This window comes from Lactiplantibacillus daowaiensis, assembly GCF_005405085.1.
Classification (GTDB): Bacteria; Bacillota; Bacilli; order Lactobacillales; family Lactobacillaceae; genus Lactiplantibacillus; species Lactiplantibacillus daowaiensis.
Window position 1 is genome coordinate 118,483 of the sequence record NZ_BJDJ01000004.1, and the last position, 22,859, is coordinate 141,341.

General features: G+C 43.5%; 27 protein-coding genes and 1 tRNA gene. 6 read left to right on the forward strand and 22 right to left on the reverse strand.

Annotation, left to right across the window (positions count from 1 at the left end):
* Position 1 precedes the first annotated feature (1 nt).
* From pyrH to rpsB, 3 genes are all read right to left on the reverse strand, one after another.
* Positions 2–724 (reverse strand): UMP kinase, encoded by a 723-nt coding sequence (gene pyrH, locus FFM75_RS04200; protein WP_137627937.1) that lies wholly within the window; start codon positions 722–724, stop codon positions 2–4.
* Between the two features lie 156 nt (positions 725–880).
* Positions 881–1,759 (reverse strand): translation elongation factor Ts, encoded by an 879-nt coding sequence (gene tsf, locus FFM75_RS04205; protein ID WP_137627938.1) that lies wholly within the window; start codon positions 1,757–1,759, stop codon positions 881–883.
* A 106-nt stretch (positions 1,760–1,865) separates the two neighbouring features.
* Positions 1,866–2,672, reverse strand: coding sequence for a 30S ribosomal protein S2 (rpsB, locus tag FFM75_RS04210; RefSeq protein ID WP_137627939.1), 807 nt, complete (start codon positions 2,670–2,672; stop codon positions 1,866–1,868).
* Positions 2,673–2,896: 224 nt separating this feature from the next.
* Between rpsB and FFM75_RS04215 the strand changes: the two genes are divergently transcribed.
* The gene (locus FFM75_RS04215; protein ID WP_137627940.1) at positions 2,897–3,619 is read left to right on the forward strand and encodes an HAD family hydrolase; all 723 of its coding nucleotides are present in this window, start codon (positions 2,897–2,899) and stop codon (positions 3,617–3,619) included.
* A 168-nt stretch (positions 3,620–3,787) separates the two neighbouring features.
* Here FFM75_RS04215 and FFM75_RS04220 read toward each other — a convergent pair whose 3' ends face one another.
* From FFM75_RS04220 to FFM75_RS04240, 5 genes are all read right to left on the reverse strand, one after another.
* Entirely contained in the window at positions 3,788–5,569 is a 1,782-nt protein-coding gene (locus tag FFM75_RS04220) for an ABC transporter ATP-binding protein (RefSeq protein WP_137627941.1), read from the reverse strand.
* A complete protein-coding gene (locus FFM75_RS04225) occupies positions 5,566–7,290 on the reverse strand; it encodes an ABC transporter ATP-binding protein (protein ID WP_137627942.1) in 1,725 nt (574 codons plus the stop codon). Before FFM75_RS04225 ends, FFM75_RS04220 begins: the two co-directional genes overlap by 4 nt.
* Before the next feature lie 193 nt (positions 7,291–7,483).
* The gene (locus FFM75_RS04230; RefSeq protein WP_130843278.1) at positions 7,484–8,482 is read right to left on the reverse strand and encodes a D-2-hydroxyacid dehydrogenase; all 999 of its coding nucleotides are present in this window, start codon (positions 8,480–8,482) and stop codon (positions 7,484–7,486) included.
* 66 nt (positions 8,483–8,548) lie between these two features.
* A complete protein-coding gene (locus FFM75_RS04235) occupies positions 8,549–8,839 on the reverse strand; it encodes a GIY-YIG nuclease family protein (protein WP_137627943.1) in 291 nt (96 codons plus the stop codon).
* Entirely contained in the window at positions 8,829–9,581 is a 753-nt protein-coding gene (locus FFM75_RS04240) for a tRNA1(Val) (adenine(37)-N6)-methyltransferase (protein ID WP_137627944.1), read from the reverse strand. Before FFM75_RS04240 ends, FFM75_RS04235 begins: the two co-directional genes overlap by 11 nt.
* Positions 9,582–9,690: 109 nt before the next feature.
* Here FFM75_RS04240 and FFM75_RS04245 point away from each other — a divergent pair, with 109 nt between their 5' ends.
* Positions 9,691–10,326 carry a lysophospholipid acyltransferase family protein gene (locus tag FFM75_RS04245; RefSeq protein ID WP_137627945.1) on the forward strand — a complete coding sequence of 212 codons (636 nt, stop codon included), beginning with the start codon at positions 9,691–9,693 and terminating at the stop codon, positions 10,324–10,326.
* 19 nt (positions 10,327–10,345) lie between these two features.
* Here the strand turns inward: FFM75_RS04245 and FFM75_RS04250 are convergent, their stop codons facing one another.
* Together FFM75_RS04250 and FFM75_RS04255 are read right to left on the reverse strand one after the other, a co-directional pair.
* Entirely contained in the window at positions 10,346–10,579 is a 234-nt protein-coding gene (locus FFM75_RS04250; RefSeq protein WP_137627946.1) for a YneF family protein, read from the reverse strand.
* Between the two features lie 96 nt (positions 10,580–10,675).
* Positions 10,676–10,915 carry a DUF896 domain-containing protein gene (locus FFM75_RS04255; RefSeq protein ID WP_137627947.1) on the reverse strand — a complete coding sequence of 80 codons (240 nt, stop codon included), beginning with the start codon at positions 10,913–10,915 and terminating at the stop codon, positions 10,676–10,678.
* A gap of 155 nt (positions 10,916–11,070) precedes the next feature.
* On the opposite strand from FFM75_RS04255, the gene lexA reads away from it, so the two are divergent.
* Positions 11,071–11,700 (forward strand): transcriptional repressor LexA, encoded by a 630-nt coding sequence (gene lexA, locus FFM75_RS04260; protein ID WP_137627948.1) that lies wholly within the window; start codon positions 11,071–11,073, stop codon positions 11,698–11,700.
* A 52-nt stretch (positions 11,701–11,752) separates the two neighbouring features.
* Here the strand turns inward: lexA and FFM75_RS04265 are convergent, their stop codons facing one another.
* Positions 11,753–12,388, reverse strand: a complete 636-nt coding sequence (locus FFM75_RS04265) for a DNA alkylation repair protein (protein WP_137627949.1) — start codon at positions 12,386–12,388, stop codon at positions 11,753–11,755.
* 78 nt (positions 12,389–12,466) lie between these two features.
* Entirely contained in the window at positions 12,467–13,396 is a 930-nt protein-coding gene (locus FFM75_RS04270; RefSeq protein WP_137627950.1) for a GH25 family lysozyme, read from the reverse strand.
* A 164-nt stretch (positions 13,397–13,560) separates the two neighbouring features.
* Between FFM75_RS04270 and FFM75_RS04275 the strand changes: the two genes are divergently transcribed.
* On the forward strand, positions 13,561–14,172 hold the full coding sequence (locus FFM75_RS04275) for a hypothetical protein (protein ID WP_137627951.1): 612 nt from the start codon (positions 13,561–13,563) through the stop codon (positions 14,170–14,172).
* A 44-nt stretch (positions 14,173–14,216) separates the two neighbouring features.
* Here the strand turns inward: FFM75_RS04275 and FFM75_RS04280 are convergent, their stop codons facing one another.
* Both FFM75_RS04280 and FFM75_RS04285 read right to left on the reverse strand, forming a co-directional pair.
* Entirely contained in the window at positions 14,217–15,386 is a 1,170-nt protein-coding gene (locus FFM75_RS04280; protein ID WP_137627952.1) for a hydroxymethylglutaryl-CoA synthase, read from the reverse strand.
* A 43-nt stretch (positions 15,387–15,429) separates the two neighbouring features.
* Entirely contained in the window at positions 15,430–15,816 is a 387-nt protein-coding gene (locus FFM75_RS04285) for a hypothetical protein (RefSeq protein ID WP_137627953.1), read from the reverse strand.
* 174 nt (positions 15,817–15,990) lie between these two features.
* Here FFM75_RS04285 and FFM75_RS04290 point away from each other — a divergent pair.
* Positions 15,991–16,078 (forward strand) — tRNA-Ser (locus tag FFM75_RS04290).
* A gap of 64 nt (positions 16,079–16,142) precedes the next feature.
* On the opposite strand, the gene FFM75_RS13910 is transcribed toward FFM75_RS04290, so the two are convergent.
* The 3 genes from FFM75_RS13910 to FFM75_RS04300 form a co-directional block, all read right to left on the reverse strand.
* Complete coding sequence (locus FFM75_RS13910; protein ID WP_171001416.1) at positions 16,143–16,295, reverse strand: hypothetical protein; 153 nt, start codon at positions 16,293–16,295, stop codon at positions 16,143–16,145.
* A complete protein-coding gene (locus FFM75_RS04295) occupies positions 16,292–16,726 on the reverse strand; it encodes a PTS glucose transporter subunit IIA (protein WP_137627954.1) in 435 nt (144 codons plus the stop codon). The genes FFM75_RS13910 and FFM75_RS04295 overlap by 4 nt, the downstream gene beginning before the upstream one ends.
* Positions 16,727–16,903: 177 nt before the next feature.
* Positions 16,904–17,209 carry a DUF2316 family protein gene (locus FFM75_RS04300; protein ID WP_137627955.1) on the reverse strand — a complete coding sequence of 102 codons (306 nt, stop codon included), beginning with the start codon at positions 17,207–17,209 and terminating at the stop codon, positions 16,904–16,906.
* 126 nt (positions 17,210–17,335) lie between these two features.
* On the opposite strand from FFM75_RS04300, the gene FFM75_RS04305 reads away from it, so the two are divergent.
* Positions 17,336–17,680 (forward strand): ribonuclease G, encoded by a 345-nt coding sequence (locus FFM75_RS04305; RefSeq protein ID WP_137627956.1) that lies wholly within the window; start codon positions 17,336–17,338, stop codon positions 17,678–17,680.
* 56 nt (positions 17,681–17,736) lie between these two features.
* Here the strand turns inward: FFM75_RS04305 and FFM75_RS04310 are convergent, their stop codons facing one another.
* The 5 genes from FFM75_RS04310 to rnz are packed head-to-tail and all read right to left on the reverse strand — an operon-like array spanning position 17,737 to position 22,726.
* Positions 17,737–18,255, reverse strand: a complete 519-nt coding sequence (locus FFM75_RS04310) for an adenine phosphoribosyltransferase (protein ID WP_137627957.1) — start codon at positions 18,253–18,255, stop codon at positions 17,737–17,739.
* Positions 18,256–18,273: 18 nt separating this feature from the next.
* Positions 18,274–20,601 (reverse strand): single-stranded-DNA-specific exonuclease RecJ, encoded by a 2,328-nt coding sequence (gene recJ, locus FFM75_RS04315; RefSeq protein ID WP_137627958.1) that lies wholly within the window; start codon positions 20,599–20,601, stop codon positions 18,274–18,276.
* A gap of 27 nt (positions 20,602–20,628) precedes the next feature.
* Positions 20,629–20,976, reverse strand: coding sequence for a LapA family protein (locus tag FFM75_RS04320; RefSeq protein ID WP_137627959.1), 348 nt, complete (start codon positions 20,974–20,976; stop codon positions 20,629–20,631).
* Between the two features lie 18 nt (positions 20,977–20,994).
* Positions 20,995–21,786, reverse strand: coding sequence for an SDR family NAD(P)-dependent oxidoreductase (locus FFM75_RS04325; protein ID WP_137627960.1), 792 nt, complete (start codon positions 21,784–21,786; stop codon positions 20,995–20,997).
* A gap of 10 nt (positions 21,787–21,796) precedes the next feature.
* A complete protein-coding gene (rnz, locus tag FFM75_RS04330) occupies positions 21,797–22,726 on the reverse strand; it encodes a ribonuclease Z (RefSeq protein ID WP_137627961.1) in 930 nt (309 codons plus the stop codon).
* Between the last annotated feature and the right edge of the window lie 133 nt (positions 22,727–22,859).

Here is a 22,859-nt window from a genome sequence, read left to right on the forward strand (position 1 = left end):
ATTATTTCCCCCTAACCGTTGTCCCGATGTGTTCACCGGCAACGACTTTGCGAATGTTACCAGGCTCGTTCAAGTTGAAGACCACAACTGGAATGTCATTATCCATTGATAATGAACTAGCAGTTGTATCCATCACTTGTAAGCCCTTGTTGATAATATCAAGGTGGGTTAATTCATCGAACTTAACCGCGTTAGCATCCTTATTAGGATCAGCAGAGTAAACCCCATCAACCCCATTTTTTGCCATTAAAATTGCATCGGCATTAATTTCAGCGGCCCGCAATGCGGCAGTTGTATCGGTTGAGAAGTATGGACTCCCAGTCCCACCGGCAAAGATCACAATGCGACGTTTTTCCAAATGCCGCATCGCCTTGCGTCGAATGTATGGTTCTGCGATTTGACGCATTTCAATCGATGTTTGTACCCGGGTTGGGACGCCGATTGATTCCAAATTATCTTGTAACGCTAAGGCATTCATGATGGTTGCGAGCATCCCGATATAATCAGCTTGCGCCCGTTCCATACCCATTTGGGCCCCGGCTTCACCACGCCACATGTTACCACCACCGACAACGATGGCAATTTGAACGCCCATATCATAGACATCCTTTAATTCTTCAGCGACGGTTTTAATGACTGGTGGATTAATGCCAAACCCTTTTTCACCGGCTAAGGCTTCACCACTTAGTTTTAGGATCACACGCTTGTATTTAACTTCCGACATCGTTTCGTCCTCCTCAAGATTATCTGGTTCTATTTTACCATAATATTTATAAACGCTGATAGTTTCAGGTCAATTCCCGGGGTAAAACCGTTGACCGTAAAAAAAGGATTGCGCCAAAACCAAGTTTTGCGCAATCCCCGTTTTAAAAACTAATGATTAGTCTTTGATTTGGCTCATAATTTCATCAACGAAATTACCAGTTTGCTTTTCGATACCTTCGCCAACTTCAAAACGGATGAAGGTATTAACCTTACCGCCCTTAGATTCAACAAAGTGAGCAACTGTTTGGTCAGAATCCTTGACGAATTCTTGATCATCCAAACTGATTTCTGAAAGCCACTTGTTCAAACGGCCTTCAACCATCTTTTCAACGATCTTTTCAGGCTTGCCTTCGTTCAAAGCTTCCTTAACTAAGACGTCTTTTTCGTGAGCTAACGTTTCGCTAGGTACTTGTTCACGTGAAACGTATTCTGGGTTAATCGCAGCAACGTGCATCGCAACGTCTTTAGCGGTTGCTTCATCAGCACCATCTAAGACAACTAATGCACCGATTTGGCCGCCATTATGGATGTATGAACCAAAGTTTTGGTCGGCACCCTTTTCGATAACCTTGAAACGACGTAAGCTGATTTTTTCACCAGTGACTTGAGTCGTTGCAATCACATCATCGTTAACCGTACCGTTGTCAGATTTCAAAGCTAAGGCAGCTTCAACTGATTCTGGGGCTTCATCAGCAATCTTATCAGCGATTTCAGCAACTAAAGCCTTGAATGGGTCACTTGAAGCGACAAAGTCAGTTTCTGAGTTAACTTCCACGATAGCAGCATGGTCGCCTTTAATCGCAACAGCAGCCATCCCTTCAGCAGCAACACGGCCACTCTTCTTTTCAGCTTTAGCAACGCCTTTTTCGCGTAAAACGTCAACGGCTTTTGCCATGTCGCCTTCAGTTTCAACTAACGCTTTTTTAGCGTCCATCATACCAACACCGGTTTTGTCACGGAGTTCTTTAACTTGTGCTGCAGAAATCTTTGCCATAGTTTACTCTCCTTTGAGTATGTGTGATTTTAATAGAAAAAGCTGCCCTCAAAATCAGGCCAATGAGGTCCGCGATTTTTAAGACAGCCTAATTTATTTCAATTAATTATTTGTTGTCAGACTTTGCGTCGTTGTCGCCTTCAACAGCTTCAACGATGTCTTCTAAAGAATCAACTGACTTTTTAGCGTCTTTGTTGTCTTTGAATGAGTCTTCGGTAACATCTTCGTCTTCACCTTGACGACCTTCAATAACAGCATCAGCCATCTTAGAAGTGATCAAACGAACGGCACGAATAGCGTCATCGTTTGATGGGATGATAACGTCAATGTCATCAGGATCAGTGTTAGTATCAACCATCGCAACGATTGGAATGTTCAATTTTTGAGCTTCCTTAACCGCGATTTGTTCCTTACGAGGGTCAACGATAAACATAACATCTGGGATGCGAGGCATGTCTTCGATACCGCCAAGGAATTTTTCAAGCTTAGCGCGTTGCTTGATTAATAATGAAACTTCCTTCTTAGGTAAACGATCGAAAGTCCCGTCTTCTTCCATCTTCTTCAATTGCTTAAGACGCTTGATTCGAGTTTGGATGGTGTTCCAGTTAGTCAAAGTCCCACCTAACCAACGATGGTTAACGTAGTATTGACCTGCACGGGTAGCTTCTTCTTCGATTGAATCTTGGGCTTGTTTCTTAGTCCCAACAAACAAGATAACGCCATCATCAGCAGCGGCATCCTTAACGAAGTTGTAAGCTGAATCAATCATCTTGACCGTCTTTTGTAAGTCAATGATGTAAATGCCGTTCCGTTCCGTAAAGATGTATGGTTTCATCTTTGGGTTCCAACGACGAGTTTGGTGACCGAAATGGACACCGGCTTCAAGCAATTGTTTCATAGAAATAACAGCCATAATATATGTGCCTCCAAAAATTTGTTTTGATCCTCCTCATGGGTCACTTGGTCGCGGCACTCTTCCGAGCACAGCCACAACCATCACCACAAGTGTGAATTGGTGTTTTAACACCGAAAATTAGTATACCGAAAATTGCAGGTGCTTGCAAGAAATTTCATCAAGAATTTGTGATTTTTGAATAGTGTGCTAAAATACTTCTCGCATAGGAGGCTCAATTTAACATGATCAAAGCTATCATTTTTGATGTAGACGATACCCTCTACGATCAAAAATCGCCGTTCGGTGACGCCTTAGCGCAAACGTTCGACCGACCGCTAGACGCAACTGAATTGGCCTTAGTTTTCAAACGGTTTCGTGACTTTACGGACCATACCTTCAACCAAGTGATGACTAACGAGTTAACGCTCGAAGCTTGGCAAACGGCACGGTTACGCCATGCAATGGCAACGTTAAACGTCAAACCGATTAGTACTGATTGGGTGATCCAATTTGAAATGGCCTATCATCAGGCCTTAACTAAGATCCACTTATTCGATGGCTTAGGCCCCGTTTTAGCTAAGCTCAGTCATTGTTTTAAGATTGGGATCATTACCAATGGTCCGGCCGCGATTCAACGGCAAAAGTTACATCAACTCCAAATCGAGCGCTATGTTCATCCAGATAATATTTTTATTTCTGAAGAACTCGGCCTTGCAAAACCAGACCCCTCGATTTTTACGACCTGGGCCCATCAATCTGGCATCCGGGCCAATCAAGCGGTTTACGTTGGTGATAACGCAGCCTTGGATATGACAAGCGCCAAGCACGCTGGTTGGCAAACATTTTGGTTTAATCATCGCCAAAATTTACAAGCTCAGCCCACCGTCATTCCGGACCAAATTATTCAAACACCTGCTGAATTGAGTGAACTTTTAATGGCTCTCGTGCAAGCAGCTACCGTTTAAAGCCGGTTATTTTAATGATGTAAAGCCTAGGAAAAACTCCTGGGCTTTTTGTTTTGCATTTAGTTGCCATTATCAAGTTGCCGATATATCAGTACGATTCACTAAAACAAGTGGTCAACAGTACCGCCAAATCGGTATTGTTGACCACTTGTTTTTTCACTGACCAAACTAATCAAAAACCATTTGATTTCGATATAATTCAGCGTAAAAGCCATTTTCTTTTAATAAAGCGGCATGGTTACCTTGTTCAATGATTGACCCATCTTTTAAGACCACGATTTTATCAGCATTTAAAATCGTTTTTAAGCGATGCGCAATGACAAAACTAGTGCGACCTTGAATCACATTATCCATCGCGGCTTGAATCCGAGCTTCAGTGACCGTATCCACATTCGATGTTGCCTCATCTAAAATCAACAACCGTGGATTCGTCAAAATCGTCCGGGCAATCGACATCAACTGCTTTTGACCAGCTGAGAAAACACTTTTTTCGTCAGAAACCAGCGTCTCATATCGGTCTGGCAAACTTTCAATAAAGTCATGAATGTTAGCTTGCTTAGCTGCATCGATGACTTGCGCCATACTAGCTGTCGGGTCACCATAGCGAATGTTATCGGCGATCGTCCCGGTAAACAATTGCGGTTCTTGTAACACGATCCCCACATTTTGACGTAATGCCGTTAAGTCGAACGTTCGAATATCGGTCCCATCAAACGTAATTCGACCACTGTCCACATCATAAAATCGATTTAACAAATTCATGACTGTCGTTTTACCTGACCCAGTCGGCCCGACTAAGGCCACCATCTCACCACGCTCAACCTCAATGGTAACCCCATGTAAGATTTCTTTGCCTGGCAAGTAACTAAAGTGGACATCATCAATTTCCAGCGCATTTTGAATGCCATCTGGTCGGCCACCATCAGTCGGGGTAACTTCATCCGGCTGTTGTCGTACTTCATCGACTCGCCGGGCCCCAGTAATCGCCAATTGAATCATACTATAAAGACTCGTTAGCGACATAATCGGTTGATAATATTGTTGCGCATAATTAACAAACACGACCACTAAAGCTAAAGCCGCCCCTTTGGACATGCTGCCATTTAAGGCCAACCATGACCCAAAGAAGATGACGATTGCCGTATTTAACAATGACATCCCTTGCATCAACGGATTCAAAATACCTGACCAGATTTGCCCCGTTAACGCTGATTGACGAACTTTGGCGTTGTAAGTGTCAAAGCCGCGCTGTGAATCTTGTTGTAAGCCATTGGTGATCAAGACTTTTTGACCCGTGATTTGTTCATTAATGTACCCATTGAGACGGCCAATATCATCTTGTTGTTGATTGACTGCCGTTCCAGCTTTACGCATCACGAATGCCGCAATGATTAAAGCCACTGGCGTTGACGCCATCGTGACCCACGCCATCGTCACGTTTTGATTAAACATGACGATCAACAAGCCCACAAACTGGGCAACTGCTAGCAAAACTTCCAGTAACGCTTGATTCATCGCATTAAAAATATTATCCAGATCAGATGTGAACCGGGCTAAAATATCCCCATCACTATGGGTATCAAAATACTGCACCTTCATGCGTTGCATCTTCCGAAATAGTCCAACTCGCATCGTCCCCGTCGAATACGCTGTCACCCGGGCCAGAATCAAACTGGCCGCAAAAATCGTTGTTGCATCACCGACATACAGCAGGATATAGATAATTAACGTATGGTTAAACGTCCCTAAACTAGCCTGTGCGCGCGTCGCCGGATTAGTCCAGTGTGCCAAATAAGTCGTCAGTTCTTCAACCGCACGACCTAAATAAGTCGGCGCCACCACAATACACCACGTAGAAAATGCAATCAGTAAGGCACTTAAAATAAAGCCGCGCCAATACCGTTTCAAGTAGTGCCAATAATAGTTACCGGCATTGCGTAAATCGCTCATGATAGCCCCTCCTCACGCGCTTTTTGTGTTTGATAAATCGCTTGATAAATCGTATTTGACTGTAATAGTTCACGATGCGTGCCACTGCCACTAATCTGCCCATCAGCCATTACCAAAATTTGGTCAGCTTGAATAATTGACGCGATTTTTTCTGCAATCACTACCGTGGTCGTTGATTGTAAGTCACGATCCAACGCTTCTTGAACCAGTTTCTCTGATCGGGCATCTAAAGCTGAGGTCGCATCATCTAAAATCAAAATTTCCGGATTGGCAATGACACCACGGGTAATCGCCAATCGTTGCTTTTGACCACCAGAAAAGTTCTGCGATCGTTCTTCGACTGGTGCATCATACGTTTGTGGTAGTTGTTCAATGAACTCTGACGCCTGCGCGACATTGGCTGCCCAACGCATATGACTCACTTGCGCATCCGGACGCACTTGTCTTAAATTAGCCGAAATCGTGCCTGAAAAAAGTGTTGACCGTTGTAAGACATATGCGACCGTTGCCCGCAATGCTTTTTCAGGGATTTGGCGGACATCGACCCCACCGACTTTAATTTGCCCACTATCCGGATCATACAAGCGTGCAATTAATTGTGCCAAAGTCGTTTTACCAGAGCCGGTCGCCCCAACGATACCTAACATTGAACCCGCAGCTACCGTAAAGCTAACATCTTTAAGTGTCGGCTGGTCATCGCCAGGATACGTAAACGTCACGTGTTCAAAACTAATCGCCCCGGTTAATGGGGCCGCATCATCGCTATCAACATACGTCATGCTAGGCGTCGTCTCAATAACTTCATTGATTCGACCAATTGAAATGAACGCCCGTGACGCAAAGGTCATTAAAAAGCCACCATTAATAACGGCATATAAGATTTGCATTAAATAAGAAATAAAACTCGTGATAGCTGCCAAATAGCCTGGATGTGTCGTTATATTTTGACCCACTAAATAGACCGCCATCCCGACCGCTAAATTAGCCGTTAAGAAGAAGATAGGCATTAAAATCGAGAACCAATACCCGATTTTAGCGGTTACGGCCGTTAATTGATCCGACGCGGTGGCAAACTTTTTGATTTCGTTTGGTTCTTGAACAAACGATTTAACAACGCGGATCCCCATCAAATTTTCACGGGCCACCGTGTTGACGTTTTCAATATCTTGTTGCGTTTCCGCAAAATACTTGGTCATCCGTTGCACAGCAATCCAAGAAGCCAACAAGATCACGACCATCATGGCAATAATAACCCACCATTGTTCTGGCATCGTGACAATCGCTAAGATAAACGCCCCAATGAACAATAATGGAATCCGGGTAATTTGTTGGAAGCCCGCCATCACAATTTGTTGCACTTGGTTGATATCATTAGTCATACGGACGACTAAGTTTGATGCGGAAAACTTTTCGACATCTGCATAGGCAAATGATTGGATCTTCGCATATAAATCGGCACGCAAATCGGTGGCGACCCCTAATGCAACCCGCGCGGAATAAATCGTATTCACAATGCCGCCAATAATCCCCAAAACTGCCAGTCCAAGTAACATTAGGCCTTCACGAAAGACTGTCTGTTGGTCATTTTTAATAATGGCATTCATCACAACTTGCAATAGTCGCGGCTGCCATAACGTGGCAAAGACGAGGACGATCACTGACAGCATCGCCACCCAAACATCCACGTGATACCGTTTAAAGTATGGCATCAACACTTTCATTCGCAATTCCTCCCTTTGAACTCATCTCCTCTTAGCCTACCCGAAGTTAATCGGTTTCACAATTAATATATATTGGATTTTAATAATTAACATTGTAAAACTAATAATTGACTAACTGTTACCTAGTTAAAACAGCACAAAAAAAGCGCGTAAATCCGAAGATTTACGCACCTCTTTAATCAAAGCAAAGAAATTAGTCAAACTTAACTTGCGTATCAGCTTTACCAGTTTCGATGAATTGTTTGTTACTGTTCATTGAAACGTGAACCATGTTGTGAACGGCCGTTTCAGTATAGAAAGCAGTATGTGGTGTGATTAAAACGTTATCGCGGTTGAACAAGTTCATGAAGACCTTGTCATCAATCGTTTGACCTTCAAGGTCTTTGTTGAAAATCTTAGTTTCGTATTCATAAGTGTCAAGAGCAGCACCAGCAACTTTGCCGCTGTCTAAAGCCTTGATCAAGTCTTCTGAATCGATGAGCGTACCACGAGCAAAGTTCAAGATGTAGGCGCCATCTTTCATCTTGCTAAATGCATCAGCATTTAACATGTGGTAGTTATCCTTCAAAGCAGGAACGTGCAAGGTAATAACGTCAGCTTGGGCGTATAATTCGTCCAAGGTATCAACGTACATGCCTTCTTTTTCAAGTTCAGCGTTACGGTAAACATCGTAACCGATAACCTTAGCACCGAAACCTTTGAAGATATCAATAGCAGCACGACCAATACGGCCAGTACCAACAACACCAACAGTCATGGTGTTTAATTCCTTGGCAATGTCTGGAGCCCAACGGAAGTCTTGCTTAGCTAACTTCTTGTTGAACAATGGGGTTTGACGTAATAATTGCATCAATTGCGTTACTGATAATTCAGCAATCGCATTTGGTGAGTATGCAGGTACGTTAGAAATGTTTAAGCCACGAGCTTTAACAGTAGGAACGTCCAAGTTATCAACACCAACGTTACGAAGAGAGATGTTCTTAACCCCTTCGTCAGCTAACTTGTTTAATACTTCAGCAGTATAGTCTTTTTGTTGGTATACATCGGCACCGTCGAAGCCTTTAGCTAAATCAACGTTGTCTTCAGTAAGTAATTCTGGAACCAATTTAACTTCAACATCTGGGTTTTCTTTCATCCAAGTATCGAAGAATGGACGTTCGTCATCACGTACAGCATAAGCAATAATTTTCATTACAAGAATTCCTCCTATATATTGATACATTAAACATTATAACAGTAAATGTCAGAAATAGAATGACTATTTATGAAAACTTTGCAATATTTTCACGTCATGGGCTGCCAAATACTGTAGCTTCGCCTTTCGAGACTGATGCTTAAAGGCATATTCCGCTTTCAAAGCCGCTGATTTATTATCAAAGCTTTCATGATAAATCAACTGTAATGGTCGGCGTGAAGCTGGCCGGGTATATTTAGCACCTTTGCCGGCATTGTGCGTTGCTAGCCGCCGGTCCAAGTCATCAGTAAACCCACCATAAAGCGTCTGATCAGCACACAACAAAACATAGAAGTAGTACGTTTTATTCGCCATAAAGTAAGTGTCGCACCTCTTCTCGATACGTCCCATCAGCAGCATAAACAATCACCGGTGGCACCACGCGTACCCCATTAGGCTTACCGTCTTTGATCATTTCAATCAAAACCATGTTTGCTTCACGATCAGCCTTAGGGTGCACAAACCGGATTCGTTTTGGTGCTAAGCGATGTTGTGCCATTGCCGCAAATAAATCATCGAGCCGTTCTGGTCGATGGACAAAGTATGCTTTGCCATTCATTTTAAGCAAATCACTGGTCACCGCTAAAATTTGATCCAAGTTAGCCGAAAGCTCATGCCGTGCAATCGCTAAATGCGGATTAGGATTTTTTTGACTAGTGGGTTGATCCTTAAAATACGGTGGATTGCATAAGACAACGTCAACAGAATCTTTGGCAATCGTATCGGTCACCGTTAATAAATCTTGATTCAAGACTGTCATTCGTTCACTCAAGTCATTCAGTTGAATACTCCGGGTTGCCATGTCCGCCAACCGTGGTTGTAATTCAACCGCCGTAATTTGGCCATTGGTTTGACCACTAACAAATAAACCCACGGCCCCATTACCAGCACATAGGTCAACAATCCGGGTCTTAGCGGCCCGACTAACCGTAGCAAAGGCACCTAATAAAACAGCGTCTAGTGAAAACGAAAAAACCGTGGCACTTTGAATAATTTGAATATCCTTACTATATAATTGGTCGATGCGCTCATCAGCGCGTAAAGCGACAGTCGCCATGTGATCCCTACTTTCAAAAAATATCATTGTCAGCTTACCACAAATTGCTTGCAGGAATCTAAAACTTTCGTCATACTATGGACAGCAACTGTACGAAAGGAAGACTGCAATGTTCTATTCATTTATGCGCGGCTTGGTTCGCGGCATCGTTGGCTTAATCAACGGCAAACCCCGCTACCAAGGTCGTGAAAACTTACCGGACGGCGCCTACATCTTAGTCGGCCCACACCGGACCTGGTTTGACCCTTTGCTTTACGCTTTAGCTGGCAGCCCGATGCAATTCAGCTTTATGGCTAAAGAAGAACTCTTTAAAAATCCAGTTTTACGGTTCATTTTAACGCGTGCTAATGCCTTTCCAGTTAATCGTGACCATCCAGGTCCTTCAGCCATCAAAACACCCGTTAAATTTTTGCGGAGTGGCAAATTATCACTGATCATGTTTCCATCTGGGACCCGCCATTCGCAAGAATTAAAAGGTGGTGCAACGGTTATCGCTAAGATGGCCCGCGTCCCACTTGTGCCGACCGTTTATCAAGGCCCATTGACTTTCAAACGACTGTTCACGCGACAACAAATCACAGTTCGTTTTGGCGAACCAATTTATATTGACCGCAAACTCAAGCTTGACGAAGCCGGTCAAAAGCAAATCGAAACCAAAATGTTAGCTGCTTTTGACGAGTTAGATCAACAAATTGATCCTAACTTTCATTATGTCGATCCAGCAACAAAAAAGCACGCCCATTAGAGGCGTGCTTTTTTAAGCGTTACTTTTCATTACGAGCCGAAGCCTTCATCGAATTCAACATTTGATGGAGTTTCTTTTCGGATGGGCGTTGACCCATTTGCATCATCATTGTCCGTAACATTTCTTCACTAATCGGTGGATTTTGCTTGAGGTAATTCTTCATATAGTGACGCGCACCAAAGAAGCCACCAGTTAATCCCACTAAAACCCCGATCAATACGATTAAGATCCAGATACTAGTCGACACAGTCATTCCCCTCCCTTAAACAGTCTTCATTAAACTAGTCTACACAACTTATTTATAAAAGAAAAGGAAAATTTACACAATGGCAAATTTTCCTGCATTTATTTAATCATCACGTAAGCCACGGTCACGTTGGATCTGACGGACCTTTTCAGGGGTAACTTCCTTACCGCTCTTATCGTAAACTTGGAGCATCTCAACTTGTTGACGGAAACCCGCCCGAAATTCTTTTAAGTATTTTGCCCGTAATTCCTTACGTTCAATTTCTTCTAATTCGGTGAGCCCTTCTGCTTTGGCTTTGTGTGCCAATTCATTAATGCGGCCCAGTAATTCTTTTGAAATCAATCATCTCACTCCTTTCAAAAGCATGAATAGAATACCTGATTCCCGAACATAAATCAATTAAAAGTATTTGTCAACCGAACATTTGTTTGAAAGCTGTGTAAAGCTATGCTACAATTGGTGTAACCAACAATGAAAACAATAAATGAGGTGCCAAGATGAGTAAAACATCAGAAAGCAAACAAATGGCCGTTCTACGTTTTATTTATGAACGGGTCAATGAGAAAGGATACCCGCCAACCGTTCGTGAAATCGGGGAAGCTGTTAACTTATCTTCAACTTCAACGGTTCACGGTCATATGGCGCGCCTAGAGAAAAAGGGCCTGCTCCAAAAGGACCCCACTAAACCGCGGGCGATTGAAGTCACCCCGGCTGGCTACGACGCATTAGGTGTTGAAACCAATCCCCATCAAATTCCAGTTTTAGGAACCGTTACTGCCGGGCAACCAATCTTAGCTGTCCAGGAAGCCACGGACTACTTCCCAATGCCAAAGGAATTAGAAACCTTCGGCGGTGACTTATTCATGCTAACCATTCGTGGTGAAAGTATGATCAACACCGGTATTTTAGATGGCGACCAAGTCATCGTCCGCCGCCAAAGTTTTGCGGATAATGGTGATATTATCATTGCGATGACCGATGAAAATGAAGCTACTTGTAAGCGATTCTTCAAAGAAGCTGATCACTATCGCTTACAACCCGAAAATGATACGATGGCCCCAATCATTTTGACCAGCGTTTCGGTTTTAGGTAAAGTCGTTGGGCTGTACCGCGACATGCTCTATTAATTGTCAATAACTAAAGACTCACCGCATGACTGTGGTGAGTCTTTTTTGATGGTTATAAATACTTACTCGCCTCGCGAACTGCTAACGGCGATAAATCATGCTGTGATAAAAAGTCAGTCACCCATTCTGGGGCAGTCTTACTATAATCACGTAAGGCCCAACCAATCGCTTTTTGAATAAAAAATTCAGGATCAGCTTGATTCATTTCAATGGCAGCGGTTAAATACACGGTATCCGTCAACGTCTTGCGACTTAATTGTAACGTGATGCCAAGTCGACGTTGCCACATCGCCATTGCTGATAGGTAAGCTGGCCCTAAGTCCGTTAAAGCATCATGTTGAAATATATAGGTTGCCAAAACTTTACGCCAACTATCCACACTATCCCACCAGGCTTGCACGGTTACTTGATCTTGACACCACTGATATTGCGCTGGCGTTAAGCGCTTCACATTGGCCAGCGCTAGTTCAATTGCCACATAGTGATATTCACGGGCGGGTTGCGCATAATAAAACGCTAACCAATCACTTAATTCCGCTGACGTTAATTGTCGACTTTGCGCTTTAATCGGCCGCGTTAGTAGTTGACGCTCAGGTGCTTTGACGCCCAAGAAGTCAAACTGATTTCGCATATACGCGGCCATCGCCGCTTGGTTTTCGGTATGAGTGGGTAAAAATAATGGTGGCATTCACAATTCCTCCTAAAAAACGACGGGCAGCCGTAGCTGCACCGTCGTTCATCGTTTTTGAGACGCATCAGAGTCGTTTTATTGCGTCACAACCAAAGTTTTCTTGGCGCTAATATATTGACCATTGCTTAAGACAAACCGGTAAGCACCACCCTTAGACTTCTTCACGGATTTAACCGTTAAGCTTGTTCCTTTGGTGTACTTAGTGCCCGTCTTAGTCTTGAAGTTAACATCTTGATAGCCATTAACTGCTTTTAAGGTTTTAACTTGCTTGCTCGTTGGGACGCTGTGATAGTATTTTGTCGTTGTATTACTTGTGACACTACTGTTAATGCTATTACTATTAGGTGTTAACCAACTGTTAACGGCACTGCTGTCAAGAATTTTACTTAAATCAACATTACCACTGATGCCACTGACGCGACCCGTTGATGAATATTGCCACAAGTCGGCGCTAAGCTTAGGTTTAGCTGAATAGTTGGCGATCCACACACCGTCAAATTGACTTTGGTCAAATTTTACCGTGCTGGCAAACCATTCCCCAGAATACAAAATCAACTTTTTATTGGTCAATTTCCGCATTTGGGCAACCCAAGCATTCGCATACTTACGTTCAGCGGCAGCTGTCACACCACTCATGTGTTTTTCGTCATCTAAAACGAAAAACTTCGCTTTGGCGTTACTGCGACTATAAAATTGACGGGCTTCTTTTTGCGCATCTTTCACACTAGTGAATTCCGCAAACGCATATTGACCAAATGGCACGCCATATTTAGCAGCTCCATTTGCGTTGACGTTCCGCTTAGTATCAACCGTTTCACCACCATGTTGAACCCGAATGATGGCCATTTTCGTCACCTTAGACGTTTTGGCCCAATTAATGTTTCCTTGGTATTGGGACACATCAATGACCTTTGTCGCGCTGGCAAATGCACTTGTACTAATCCCCAGTGCAATTAACCCGCTGATTCCAGCAATAATAAGTCGACCTAACTTTCCTTTTCGCATGTGCACGCTCCTCTTTTATTATCTGACTCTATTGTACAATGCGAATAAGGCAATGCCACGACAGTTATTTTACATTTCCTTAACAATTATTAACGATTCAGCGCAGTCTGCAAATCGTTCAATGGTATAATGAATTTACCGATTAAAATTGGGGAGTTGGTTACGTGTTATTCTTAGCAATCATTGGCATCATTATTTTCTTATTAGCGGTTTTTTCGTTACTATCGGCACGTCAAAGTGGTGGCGGTTGGAAATTTCTGGCGGTCGTCACAGTTGTCAGTGCGCTGGTAACTATTTACGCTACCATCAAGTTACCATTTTGGCCCTATAACCAAACGAAGACAGAACAAACGACAAAAAGTGCCAGCAGTACCGCGTCAAGTTCTGCTAAGTTGTCTTCTTCTGAAGCCGTCTTTAATGAAGATAGTCAAAAAAAGGCTGCTGCGACAACTAAGTTAAAAGAAGACAGTATCTTAAAGCAATTAAAGACAAACTATGCATCAATTGGTACCTTCACGTTAGACCGTGAGACTAAGACCTTCACGTTAAAACCAACTGGCAAAAAATATGTTAAGTCTTTAAAGATTATTCAGAAATATCCAAAGAAAAATCAAAAGGCTTTAACCACAGTTGTGACCAACTATGAATCTTTATCAAAATCGATCAAAAAGAATTTGGCTAAGGGTTATACCGTTCAGGTGTTACAACCTGGAACGACCAAAACATTACTCAGTCTTAAAGATGGTCAAGTGTTAGTCAACAATCTTAAAAAATAAGGTTTAAAAAATGGCAATCGCTAAAAATGCGATTGCCATTTTATTTAGGCTTGTTGATCTAAATATTGTCGTTGTTCATTAATCTGGCCGGTTAACACAAACCGTTGCGGGTCATGTTGATAATCAATCGTTTGATCAGCCGCAATCCATTGTAATTGCTGGTTAAAGCACGCTTCATATTCAGCGACACTAACCCGTTGTCGCCGAGCCAAGCGTTGTGGCAACGCCAAATCGAGACCTTGTTGATAATTTGGTTGTAACCGGCCGGTATAAAACTCACCTTCCGCACCAGATCCATAACTAAATAGCCCAATCAAATCGCCTGCTTTTAACTCAGGATCGGTTACTAACAGCGATAACAGGCCTAAATACAATGACCCCGTATATAAGTTACCGACCTGCCGACTAAATTGCCGCACGTGTTCAAAATGCGCCAACAACTGTTCTTGATGTTCCGGTGTTGTCGTTGGCAACACGCTTCTTAATGCCTTCAGTCCCATTTTTGTATATGGCAAATGGAATGCTAAAGCCGCAAAATCGGCTAAATCAGCATGTTGTTCTGCCAAGTAGCCTTTAAACACATCTTGGAAATAATCGATATAAATGTTCGATGAGTATTTGCCATCAACTAGCGCTTCCGTTCGATAAAGTGGCCGCCAAAAGTCCATGACATCTTCACTCAAGACCACCGAATCATCATTCAAAGCGAGCACTTGTGGATCAGCACTGATTAACATCGCCACAGCGCCACCACCTTGAGTTGGTTCGCCGGCAGTATTTAAGCCGTAACGGGCGATATCGCTACCAATCACTAATGCTTTTTTGGTCGGATGAACCCGCACATGATCAGCTGCCAACTGCAATCCGGCCGTAGCGGCATAACAAGCTTCTTTCATTTCAATCGTTCGTACTCGTTTTGATAGTCCTAATAGTCGCGCCACATAGATGGCTGCGGCTTTTGAATTATCGATGCCAGATTCAGTTGCTACGACCAATAAGTCGATAGCATCGACATCTGCCGCTGTTAGCATCGGATACGCTGCATTCGCTGCTAAAGTAACGGTATCTTGTGACGGTGGGATAACCGCCATTTGTGACTGGCCGATACCAATTAAATATTTATCTGGGGCTTGTTGTCGCGCGTTAGCGAGTTCAGCCATATCAACGTATAAATGTGATGTTGCAAAGTGTAACTTATCAATCCCTACTTGCACGTAATCTCCTCCAATTGGGTGTACCAAATACTTATTTATCTGCTTAATTCGAACGTGGTCCCAAATAATAAAAATCTGGGTCTTTACCCTTTTTGTAACACGCAAATGACTTAGTCAATTCATTATGAAAGGTCACCAAGATGGCGGGCGTTGCCCAAGTTGAGGCTGCCCAAAAGACCGTGTCGTCAAATTCGCGATTATCATTGGGATAACGGTAATACCCAAGTTGCTCATCCCAAATCGTCCCATGCGTGTTGAGCCAATCCTCAGCTAAACCAGCTTGCACCACCGCAATGACATCTTGATTATCATGAATTAATGCCGCTAGCTTATCCCAATCCAATTGCCAATAATGTCTGACCGGTAATTGTTGGTGAGTTCCTAGTGGCGTATGTTGTAAATCAATTGGTTTTAAGTCAATAAAATCCATTGCGTTTCACCTGCCCTATCTAGTTTACCTGAATTTGTTCAGTAATGGGCCTTTGGGTTAAATTATTTAACTGATTTTTAGTTAATCACGCTTGGCAGCAAGCTTTCAAGCCACAATTTTTGAATAAATATTTGTTATAGCCGCAAATTATGCTATACTATTCAAGTACCACATGGAGAGTTGGCAGAGTGGTAATGCACCGGACTCGAAATCCGGCGAACCGGCTAATACCGGCGCGCAGGTTCAAATCCTGTACTCTCCTTAAATTATTCCGATAAAAAGACACTCAGCAATTATTTTGCTAAGTGTCTTTTTCATTTCCATCCCTAACATGCATGTTGATGCACCTCATCAGATGATACTGATTGCCGTGGCTGATACGTCACCGTTGATTGTTTTACGATTGCCATCTGCTTTATCCGCGCCAGCATTTTCCCACGAACATAGCGAATAATTAACGTTGCGATAATGAGTGTCAATATTGCATCACCATCCCAGTTGCGACTTCACGTTGCGGTGCCTTTTTATTCAATACCACTTGCGTGACCAAAATCGTTTGATGTGCTTGCTGAACCGCTTGCACATTAAATGTCCCCAATAAAGTCATTGGTGAGACCGAGTCACCGACCCGCACTTGCCAGTCAAAGAGCTGGCCATTAAGGTTGTCCATGGCTTGATTTAAATGCACCCAATAGTCGTGTCCAGCTAGATCTTCTAGTTTAATGGCATGTTGACTAATTGCAACCACTTCCCCATGAACGGGCGAGTGTAGTTCATTAGTCGTTGGTTTAATGGCTAACAGCACTTGTGCGGCGTCCATGGTGGTATGATCAATCGATTTTAAATCGACGTGAGTTCCTGTAACCGGTGCTTTGAGTTTAAATTGTTGATGCCGTCGAAATAGTCGCATGAAAATTACTTCCAATAGTTTTTGAACGCCCGTGTTGTAAAGCGCTTCCTTAATTCATTTATACTGTACTTTATGGTACGGGTTTCAGGTCAAGGCTTCATGCCAACTTTTTTAAGAAAAAGTGTTTTTTCTATTTCATGTCAAAAAAAGCGGGATAACACCGCCGTTAAGCTGATATTATCTCGCTGCCAGCACGCCCCGCTGAATCCGTTGCTGATTTAAAAACCAATACTGTTGTGGCTCACCGACTAATTTATGGTAAGCCACGCCACTTTTGTGTTGGGCAACCAATTGCCGTTGTAAATAGTCACGTAGAATCCACGGTTCTTCAATATAGGTCACATTTAATGCCAATACGGCTCGCACGTGGGCTGGTGTCGTTTTTAAATCCGCTGCCACCTGTCCTAAGCTTAATCCAGTTCGATCAAAGTTCTGTTGTAAATCTTGTTTAGTTGCGCGTTGTTCTGCTTCAGTTAATGACATGACGCTCACCTTCACATTATTTTTTAAATTTGTCTAGAAAATAAAATTATATTACCACTACTTACCGTAATTAATTAACGATAAGCCCATTAAGCTTATCAAAAAGTTAATTAGGAGGTTTCACGAATGGAAAATACAGCAACTACTGCCACCATCCCTGATGAAATTAAAGGTTGGAATTGGGGCGCCTTTTCGTTTACTTATCTTTGGGGAATAGGCAATCGCACTTATTTACCCCTATTTGCACTAATTCCAGTCTTCAGTATTATTTGGGCTTTTGTCTGCGGTTTTAAGGGCAATCGTTGGGCGTGGCAAAATGGTGATTACCAAGACGTTGCGAGTTTCAAACAAGTTCAGGCAACCTGGAATCGTGCTGGTGTTTGGGCTTTTGCCGTCAATGTTTTAGTCAGTATCTTAGTGATAATCTACTTTCAACTATTAATCACGAATCTCGGCCACCCATTTTATTAAGCGTCCAACAAGAAAAGCACACCGGTCAAAATTGACTAGTGTGCTTTTCTTCAGGCCTAAAATTCCATTAAGCTTAAAATATCGTAATCTTTAATCTTATCGCGACCATTTAACTCTTTTAATTCTACTAAGAAGGCCGTGCCGACAACGTTACCACCAAGTTCTTCAACTAATTGGATGGTTGCCGAAATGGTGCCACCAGTGGCTAACAAGTCATCGGTGACCAACACGTTTTGGCCGGGTTTAATCGCGTCTTTATGCAAGTAAAGGGCTGATTGGCCATATTCCAAGTCATAAGTAGCTTTAACGGTAGCACGTGGTAACTTACCCTTTTTCCGTGCCGGTGCAAAACCAACACCTAATTCGTAAGCCACCGGGCAACCCACGATGAAGCCACGAGCTTCTGGACCGACAATCATGTCAACATGCTTGTCACGTGCGAATTTGACGATTTGATCAGTAGCTTCGCGGTAAGCTTCACCGTCAGCCATTAATGGTGAAATATCCCGAAAGATAATGCCGGGTTCCGGATAGTCCGGAATGCTGGCAACGTATTTTGTTAAATCTAATGCCATTGCTTATAAACAGCTCCTTTAATTCTTCACTGCAGCTTGGTTTTTCACCCAGGTTTGAAGCGCTGCAGATTTACTATACAAAAGAGTTTCTTCAGCGGCGATTTGTTGTTCGCGCAGCTGATAACTAGGGGCGTGATGTAAATCCGCTTTTTGAGGATTCGAAACTCCGTTCATGACACCATCATTTATTTTAACAAATCCCACCTCAAAAAACACCTGTATCATGAAAATAAGTAGGTTTCGTTCCAGATGGAGATGTCCAGCCACTTGGGCCAGCTGATGGTGAATGTCAACATCGTGATGTGTTGCCGTAAATTTATATAATTGACCGAACTGCTCACGATTAGGCATGCCCGCTAAATATAGTGATTCACGTCGATACAAATATAAGGTAATTTGATTCAAAGCCACTTGCTGCAAGACGTCCGTTAAGTCAGTTAACGTATCGGGACAATCCACAATAAACACCGGTTGCTCACCAACCGCCGCTAAAGCTGATTGGTCATTGGCTAAAATGGCCTGACTGTTTGGATTTAAGTAACTGGTCAACCGTTTTAACAAGTTTTGATGGAAGAAAATATAAACACCCGGCTGGCTAAATTGATGTGCCGTCAGATGTTGCGTACGCGCATCGATCACTTGACTGCCTGTTACGGCTAAATCCTTTACCATAATTTGCGGTTTAGTTTGGCCATTCCATGTATTCGAACTAAGCTCACCGACCACTTGGACATTGGTTGGACTGGCTTCAATAGCACTAGCTGCAGCGCCCATTGAAAACGCAATCGCATCAACTTGTTGGTTACCATCGCTCAATTGCAACTTCAAATGTTGCTTATCAGCCCCAATTGCCCGTACTTGACTAATCTTATCCGGGTCCAGTTCAAACAACGGCGCCGGATTGTCCGTGCCAAATGGTGCCAATTGTTGTAATGCCGTCAATGTCGCTAACGAGGCATCAGCAACTTTTAACGTACCATCTAATTGTAAGCTAGCCTGCGCATGGGCGGCCAAATCTTCAGCAGTCGCGGCCGTTTCTAAAGCTGTCTTTAGCGCTGACAATTGGTCTTTCATTAACGTCAGCCCGACAGCCATATGATGGCCACCAAACGCCACTAATTGGTCACGAATCGGATCAATGGCCGCAAACAAGTTGTAGGCTTCAATACTCCGACCGCTACCTTTTAGGCGCCCATCAGCATCTTCATTTAAAACTAAGGTCGGTTTGCCGGTCGCCTCAACAATTCGGCTAGCGACAATCCCTAAGACCCCTTCATGCCAGTTTTGACCCGTGATCACTAACGTCTGACGTGCTTGGTTAGCGGCACTTTCAGCTTGATCTAGCGCATTGGCTGCAATGTCGCGGACTAGCCCTTGGCGTTTTTCATTTAATTGATTGACCATTTGTGCTAATTCGTTAGCGCGGTCTTCATCTAAAGTGGTTAATAATTCGACGCCACTTTGCGCCGATTGGAGTCGGCCTAAAGCATTCAAGCGTGGCGCAATCCCAAAACCGATACTCGTTGCATCCAGTTTGTCTGCTTCTAAACCAGCAGCCTTAATCAAAGCGGCTAAACCTGGTCGCGTCGTTTGCTGTAAAACTTTTAAGCCTAGCGTGACAATCGTCCGATTCTCAGCCGTCAATGACACCAAATCAGCAACAGTCCCAATCGCCGCTAAATCTAATAATTCTTCGGGAACTTCTTCCAGTAATGCCGTTGCCACTTTAAATGCGACACCCGCACCCGATAGCTCGCCAAAGGGATACTGACCTTCGGGATGGCGTGGGTGGACGATTGCATAAGCTTGTGGTAATTCAGCAGGCAATTCATGATGATCAGTCACGACCACATCAATCCCCTGTGCTTGAACCGCATTGATAACCGCGTTACCAGCAACCCCGTTATCGACCGTCACAAACAACTTGGTCCCCGCCTCAATCAGGCGATCAAAAGCGGCTTGGTTAGGTCCATAACCATCTTTAAAGCGATCCGGAATATAGTAATTCACGTTCGCTCCAACCTGGTCCAACGTTTCAAACATAATTGCCGTACTCGTCAACCCATCAGCATCATAATCCCCGTAAACCGTAATTTGATCACCGGCAACAATCGCTTCTTGAATCCGATCAACAGCTTTTTGCATATCATGCATTTGCAACGGATCATTCAATGGTTGTTGATCAGCATGTAAAAATTGCGTCGCTTGCTCCGGCGTGGTGATTCCCCGTGCCATCAACAACTTGGCAATTAGTGGCGTCACTCCGGCGGCCGTTGCTAACTCATTTAACGCCGCATCATCGATTGTCGATGTCGACGTGATCCATTTCTTTTTGGCCGCTAACATGGCAAGCTTCCTTTCATTAATTAAATTTTATTTCGTCGTCACTGGCTTTTCAGTTGCCGTCCCGCGCGTTTGTTTACCTTGATTATTCAAACGTAACGTTAAACTTTTATTTTCAGCCGTTAATTTATCAATCTTAGTTTGCGCAGCTGCGAGCGCTTCTTCATGTTCAGTACGTTCTTTCGCCGCACCAACTGTGGCCATTAAAACTGCAATCACAACCCCTAAAATCAACGTGATCACAATCACTAAAATGAGCGGCCAATGAACAGCCACTATCCCAAAATTAACCCGGACTGGTTCCACATTCAAAATAGCAAAAACAACGATGACCAACACGATTCCTAATGCACTAACTAACCGCCATTGATTTTTCATTTTCCACGACCCCCATTTTTATTTGAAATTAAAGACTGAACCAGCTAACCAATCGCCCAATTTAGGCGCAACTTGATAACCAAGATTAGCTGCATTCATGACCCATGGTGCATTGATTTCTCGGCGATGGTGCCCGAGCTTATTCACAATTTGTTGTGCAAACTTGACTGGATTTAACGCTAACCACTTCACCGAATCTAAATAGTTGCCTGTCGGATCAGCCGTTTTGAAAAAGTCGGTCGCAATCGGTCCTGGGTTCACCGTCATAACATTGATGTGGTCGGCGCGTAATTCCAGTCGTAGCGCATTGTCATACGCAATCAATGCGGCTTTAGTCGCGGCATAAACCGCTGACTTAGGCGTGGCAATTTTACCAGCAATTGACGCCACATTGACAATCTCACCATGCCCAGCTGAACGCATTCGTTGCGCCGCTAACTGACTGACATACATCACACCTAACGTATTCACATGAAACATTTTCGCCATCAAAGCTGGTTTAATGGTCACAGCTGGTGCTAAGTAACCAAATCCAGCAGCGTTGATCACAATATCTAACCGACCAAACATCTCGTCAATGGTTGCAAATACGCGATCGACAGCCTTGACCGAACTAATATCTCCAGCTAAAGCAACAGCCTGACTGGCTGATAAAATCCGACATTGATCCGCAACCCGCGTTAACCGTTCCTGACGTCGGGCCATTAACACCACGTTGGCGCCAGCCGCCGCTACAGCTAAGGCCAATTGTTCACCCAAGCCACTAGAAACACCGGTGATTAATACCACTTGTCCCGTTAAATCCGTCATTTCTGCTCACCTACTTTTTGATAGGCACTTCAATCAAGTCAAAGTCCCGGACAACTTTTGTATTTTTAAACACTTGTTGCGCTTGTTTTTGTAGTTCCTTAGACAACTTACCGGTATAACGTGCTGAAATGTGCGTCAACAATAATTGCGTCACCCCAGCTTGCTTAGCAACTTGCGCTGCTTGGGTACTCGTTGAATGGTAATAATTATGGGCTAACTTGCCTTCATCTTTACCAAATGTACTTTCATGAACTAAGACATCCGCATTTTGCGCCAAACTCACCGCATGATCAGTCTTCCGCGTATCACCTAGAATCGTCACGATTCGGCCCGGTTGTGGGGCAGCTAAGAAATCCTGACCATTAATTGTCCGACCATCCGGTAATGTTACGGTTTTACCCGCTTTTAATTGACCATAAATTGGCCCGCTCGGAATATCCATTGCTTTGAGCTTTTCAGCTTGTAATTCACCCGGATGATCAGCTTCCTCAACCCGGTAGCCAAACGTCGCAATGCGATGTTCCAAGGTTTGGCAAGAAACCTTAAACGTGGCATCTTCAAAAATAACTCCGCCATCCGTTAGTTCTTCAAACTTCAATGGATATGATAACCGGGTTCCAGATACCCGCAGCGCCGTCATCACAAAATCACGAACGCCCTTAGGACCATAAATCGTCAATGGTTCATCGCCACCTTGAAATGAGCGTGAACTTAAAAAACCGGGTAAGCCAAAAATATGGTCCCCGTGCAAATGGGTAATGAAAATCTTAGTGATTTTCCGTGGCTTTAACGTCGTCCGTAAAATTTGATGTTGGGTGCCTTCACCCACATCAAATAGCCAAACTTCATTGCGTTCATCTAACAAGCGTAATGCCGTACTTGTGACATTACGAAATTTACCCGGTGAACCAGCACCGGTGCCTAAAAATTCTAATTGCATCGTTTTGTTCGTCCTTATCTGTACAGTCTGCTAATTATTCTACCGAAGATAGTGGTAATTAACAACGATTAGTCTTTGTATTCTTTCATATAATATTGTATCATTTCAACTGGTAAAGTTTGTAACTATTTAT

Excerpts from the sequence above, each read along its gene's own strand:
- FFM75_RS04310 (WP_137627957.1), bottom strand. The coding sequence starts at position 18,255 with ATGGCATTAGATTTAACAAAATACGTTGCCAGCATTCCGGACTATCCG.
- FFM75_RS04320 (WP_137627959.1), bottom strand. The coding sequence starts at position 20,976 with ATGAAAAATCAATGGCGGTTAGTTAGTGCATTAGGAATCGTGTTGGTC.
- rnz (WP_137627961.1), bottom strand. The coding sequence starts at position 22,726 with ATGCAATTAGAATTTTTAGGCACCGGTGCTGGTTCACCGGGTAAATTT.
- FFM75_RS04300 (WP_137627955.1), bottom strand. The coding sequence starts at position 17,209 with ATGTCATTAACTGAAGCAGAACAACGCGCAACTAAACAAGATTTACAA.
- FFM75_RS04240 (WP_137627944.1), bottom strand. The coding sequence starts at position 9,581 with ATGGCGACTGTCGCTTTACGCGCTGATGAGCGCATCGACCAATTATAT.
- FFM75_RS04230 (WP_130843278.1), bottom strand. The coding sequence starts at position 8,482 with ATGAAAATTATTGCTTATGCTGTACGTGATGACGAACGTCCATTCTTC.
- tsf (WP_137627938.1), bottom strand. The coding sequence starts at position 1,759 with ATGGCAAAGATTTCTGCAGCACAAGTTAAAGAACTCCGTGACAAAACC.
- FFM75_RS04325 (WP_137627960.1), bottom strand. The coding sequence starts at position 21,786 with ATGACGGATTTAACGGGACAAGTGGTATTAATCACCGGTGTTTCTAGT.
- FFM75_RS04295 (WP_137627954.1), bottom strand. The coding sequence starts at position 16,726 with ATGCGACTATTTCGACGGCATCAACAATTTAAACTCAAAGCACCGGTT.
- pyrH (WP_137627937.1), bottom strand. The coding sequence starts at position 724 with ATGTCGGAAGTTAAATACAAGCGTGTGATCCTAAAACTAAGTGGTGAA.
- FFM75_RS04220 (WP_137627941.1), bottom strand. The coding sequence starts at position 5,569 with ATGAGCGATTTACGCAATGCCGGTAACTATTATTGGCACTACTTGAAA.
- FFM75_RS04285 (WP_137627953.1), bottom strand. The coding sequence starts at position 15,816 with ATGGATTTTATTGACTTAAAACCAATTGATTTACAACATACGCCACTA.
- FFM75_RS04265 (WP_137627949.1), bottom strand. The coding sequence starts at position 12,388 with ATGCCACCATTATTTTTACCCACTCATACCGAAAACCAAGCGGCGATG.
- FFM75_RS04235 (WP_137627943.1), bottom strand. The coding sequence starts at position 8,839 with ATGGCGAATAAAACGTACTACTTCTATGTTTTGTTGTGTGCTGATCAG.
- FFM75_RS04245 (WP_137627945.1), top strand. The coding sequence starts at position 9,691 with ATGTTCTATTCATTTATGCGCGGCTTGGTTCGCGGCATCGTTGGCTTA.
- FFM75_RS04270 (WP_137627950.1), bottom strand. The coding sequence starts at position 13,396 with ATGCGAAAAGGAAAGTTAGGTCGACTTATTATTGCTGGAATCAGCGGG.
- FFM75_RS04305 (WP_137627956.1), top strand. The coding sequence starts at position 17,336 with ATGGAAAATACAGCAACTACTGCCACCATCCCTGATGAAATTAAAGGT.
- recJ (WP_137627958.1), bottom strand. The coding sequence starts at position 20,601 with ATGTTAGCGGCCAAAAAGAAATGGATCACGTCGACATCGACAATCGAT.
- FFM75_RS04225 (WP_137627942.1), bottom strand. The coding sequence starts at position 7,290 with ATGAAAGTGTTGATGCCATACTTTAAACGGTATCACGTGGATGTTTGG.
- FFM75_RS04250 (WP_137627946.1), bottom strand. The coding sequence starts at position 10,579 with ATGACTGTGTCGACTAGTATCTGGATCTTAATCGTATTGATCGGGGTT.
- FFM75_RS04215 (WP_137627940.1), top strand. The coding sequence starts at position 2,897 with ATGATCAAAGCTATCATTTTTGATGTAGACGATACCCTCTACGATCAA.
- lexA (WP_137627948.1), top strand. The coding sequence starts at position 11,071 with ATGAGTAAAACATCAGAAAGCAAACAAATGGCCGTTCTACGTTTTATT.
- rpsB (WP_137627939.1), bottom strand. The coding sequence starts at position 2,672 with ATGGCTGTTATTTCTATGAAACAATTGCTTGAAGCCGGTGTCCATTTC.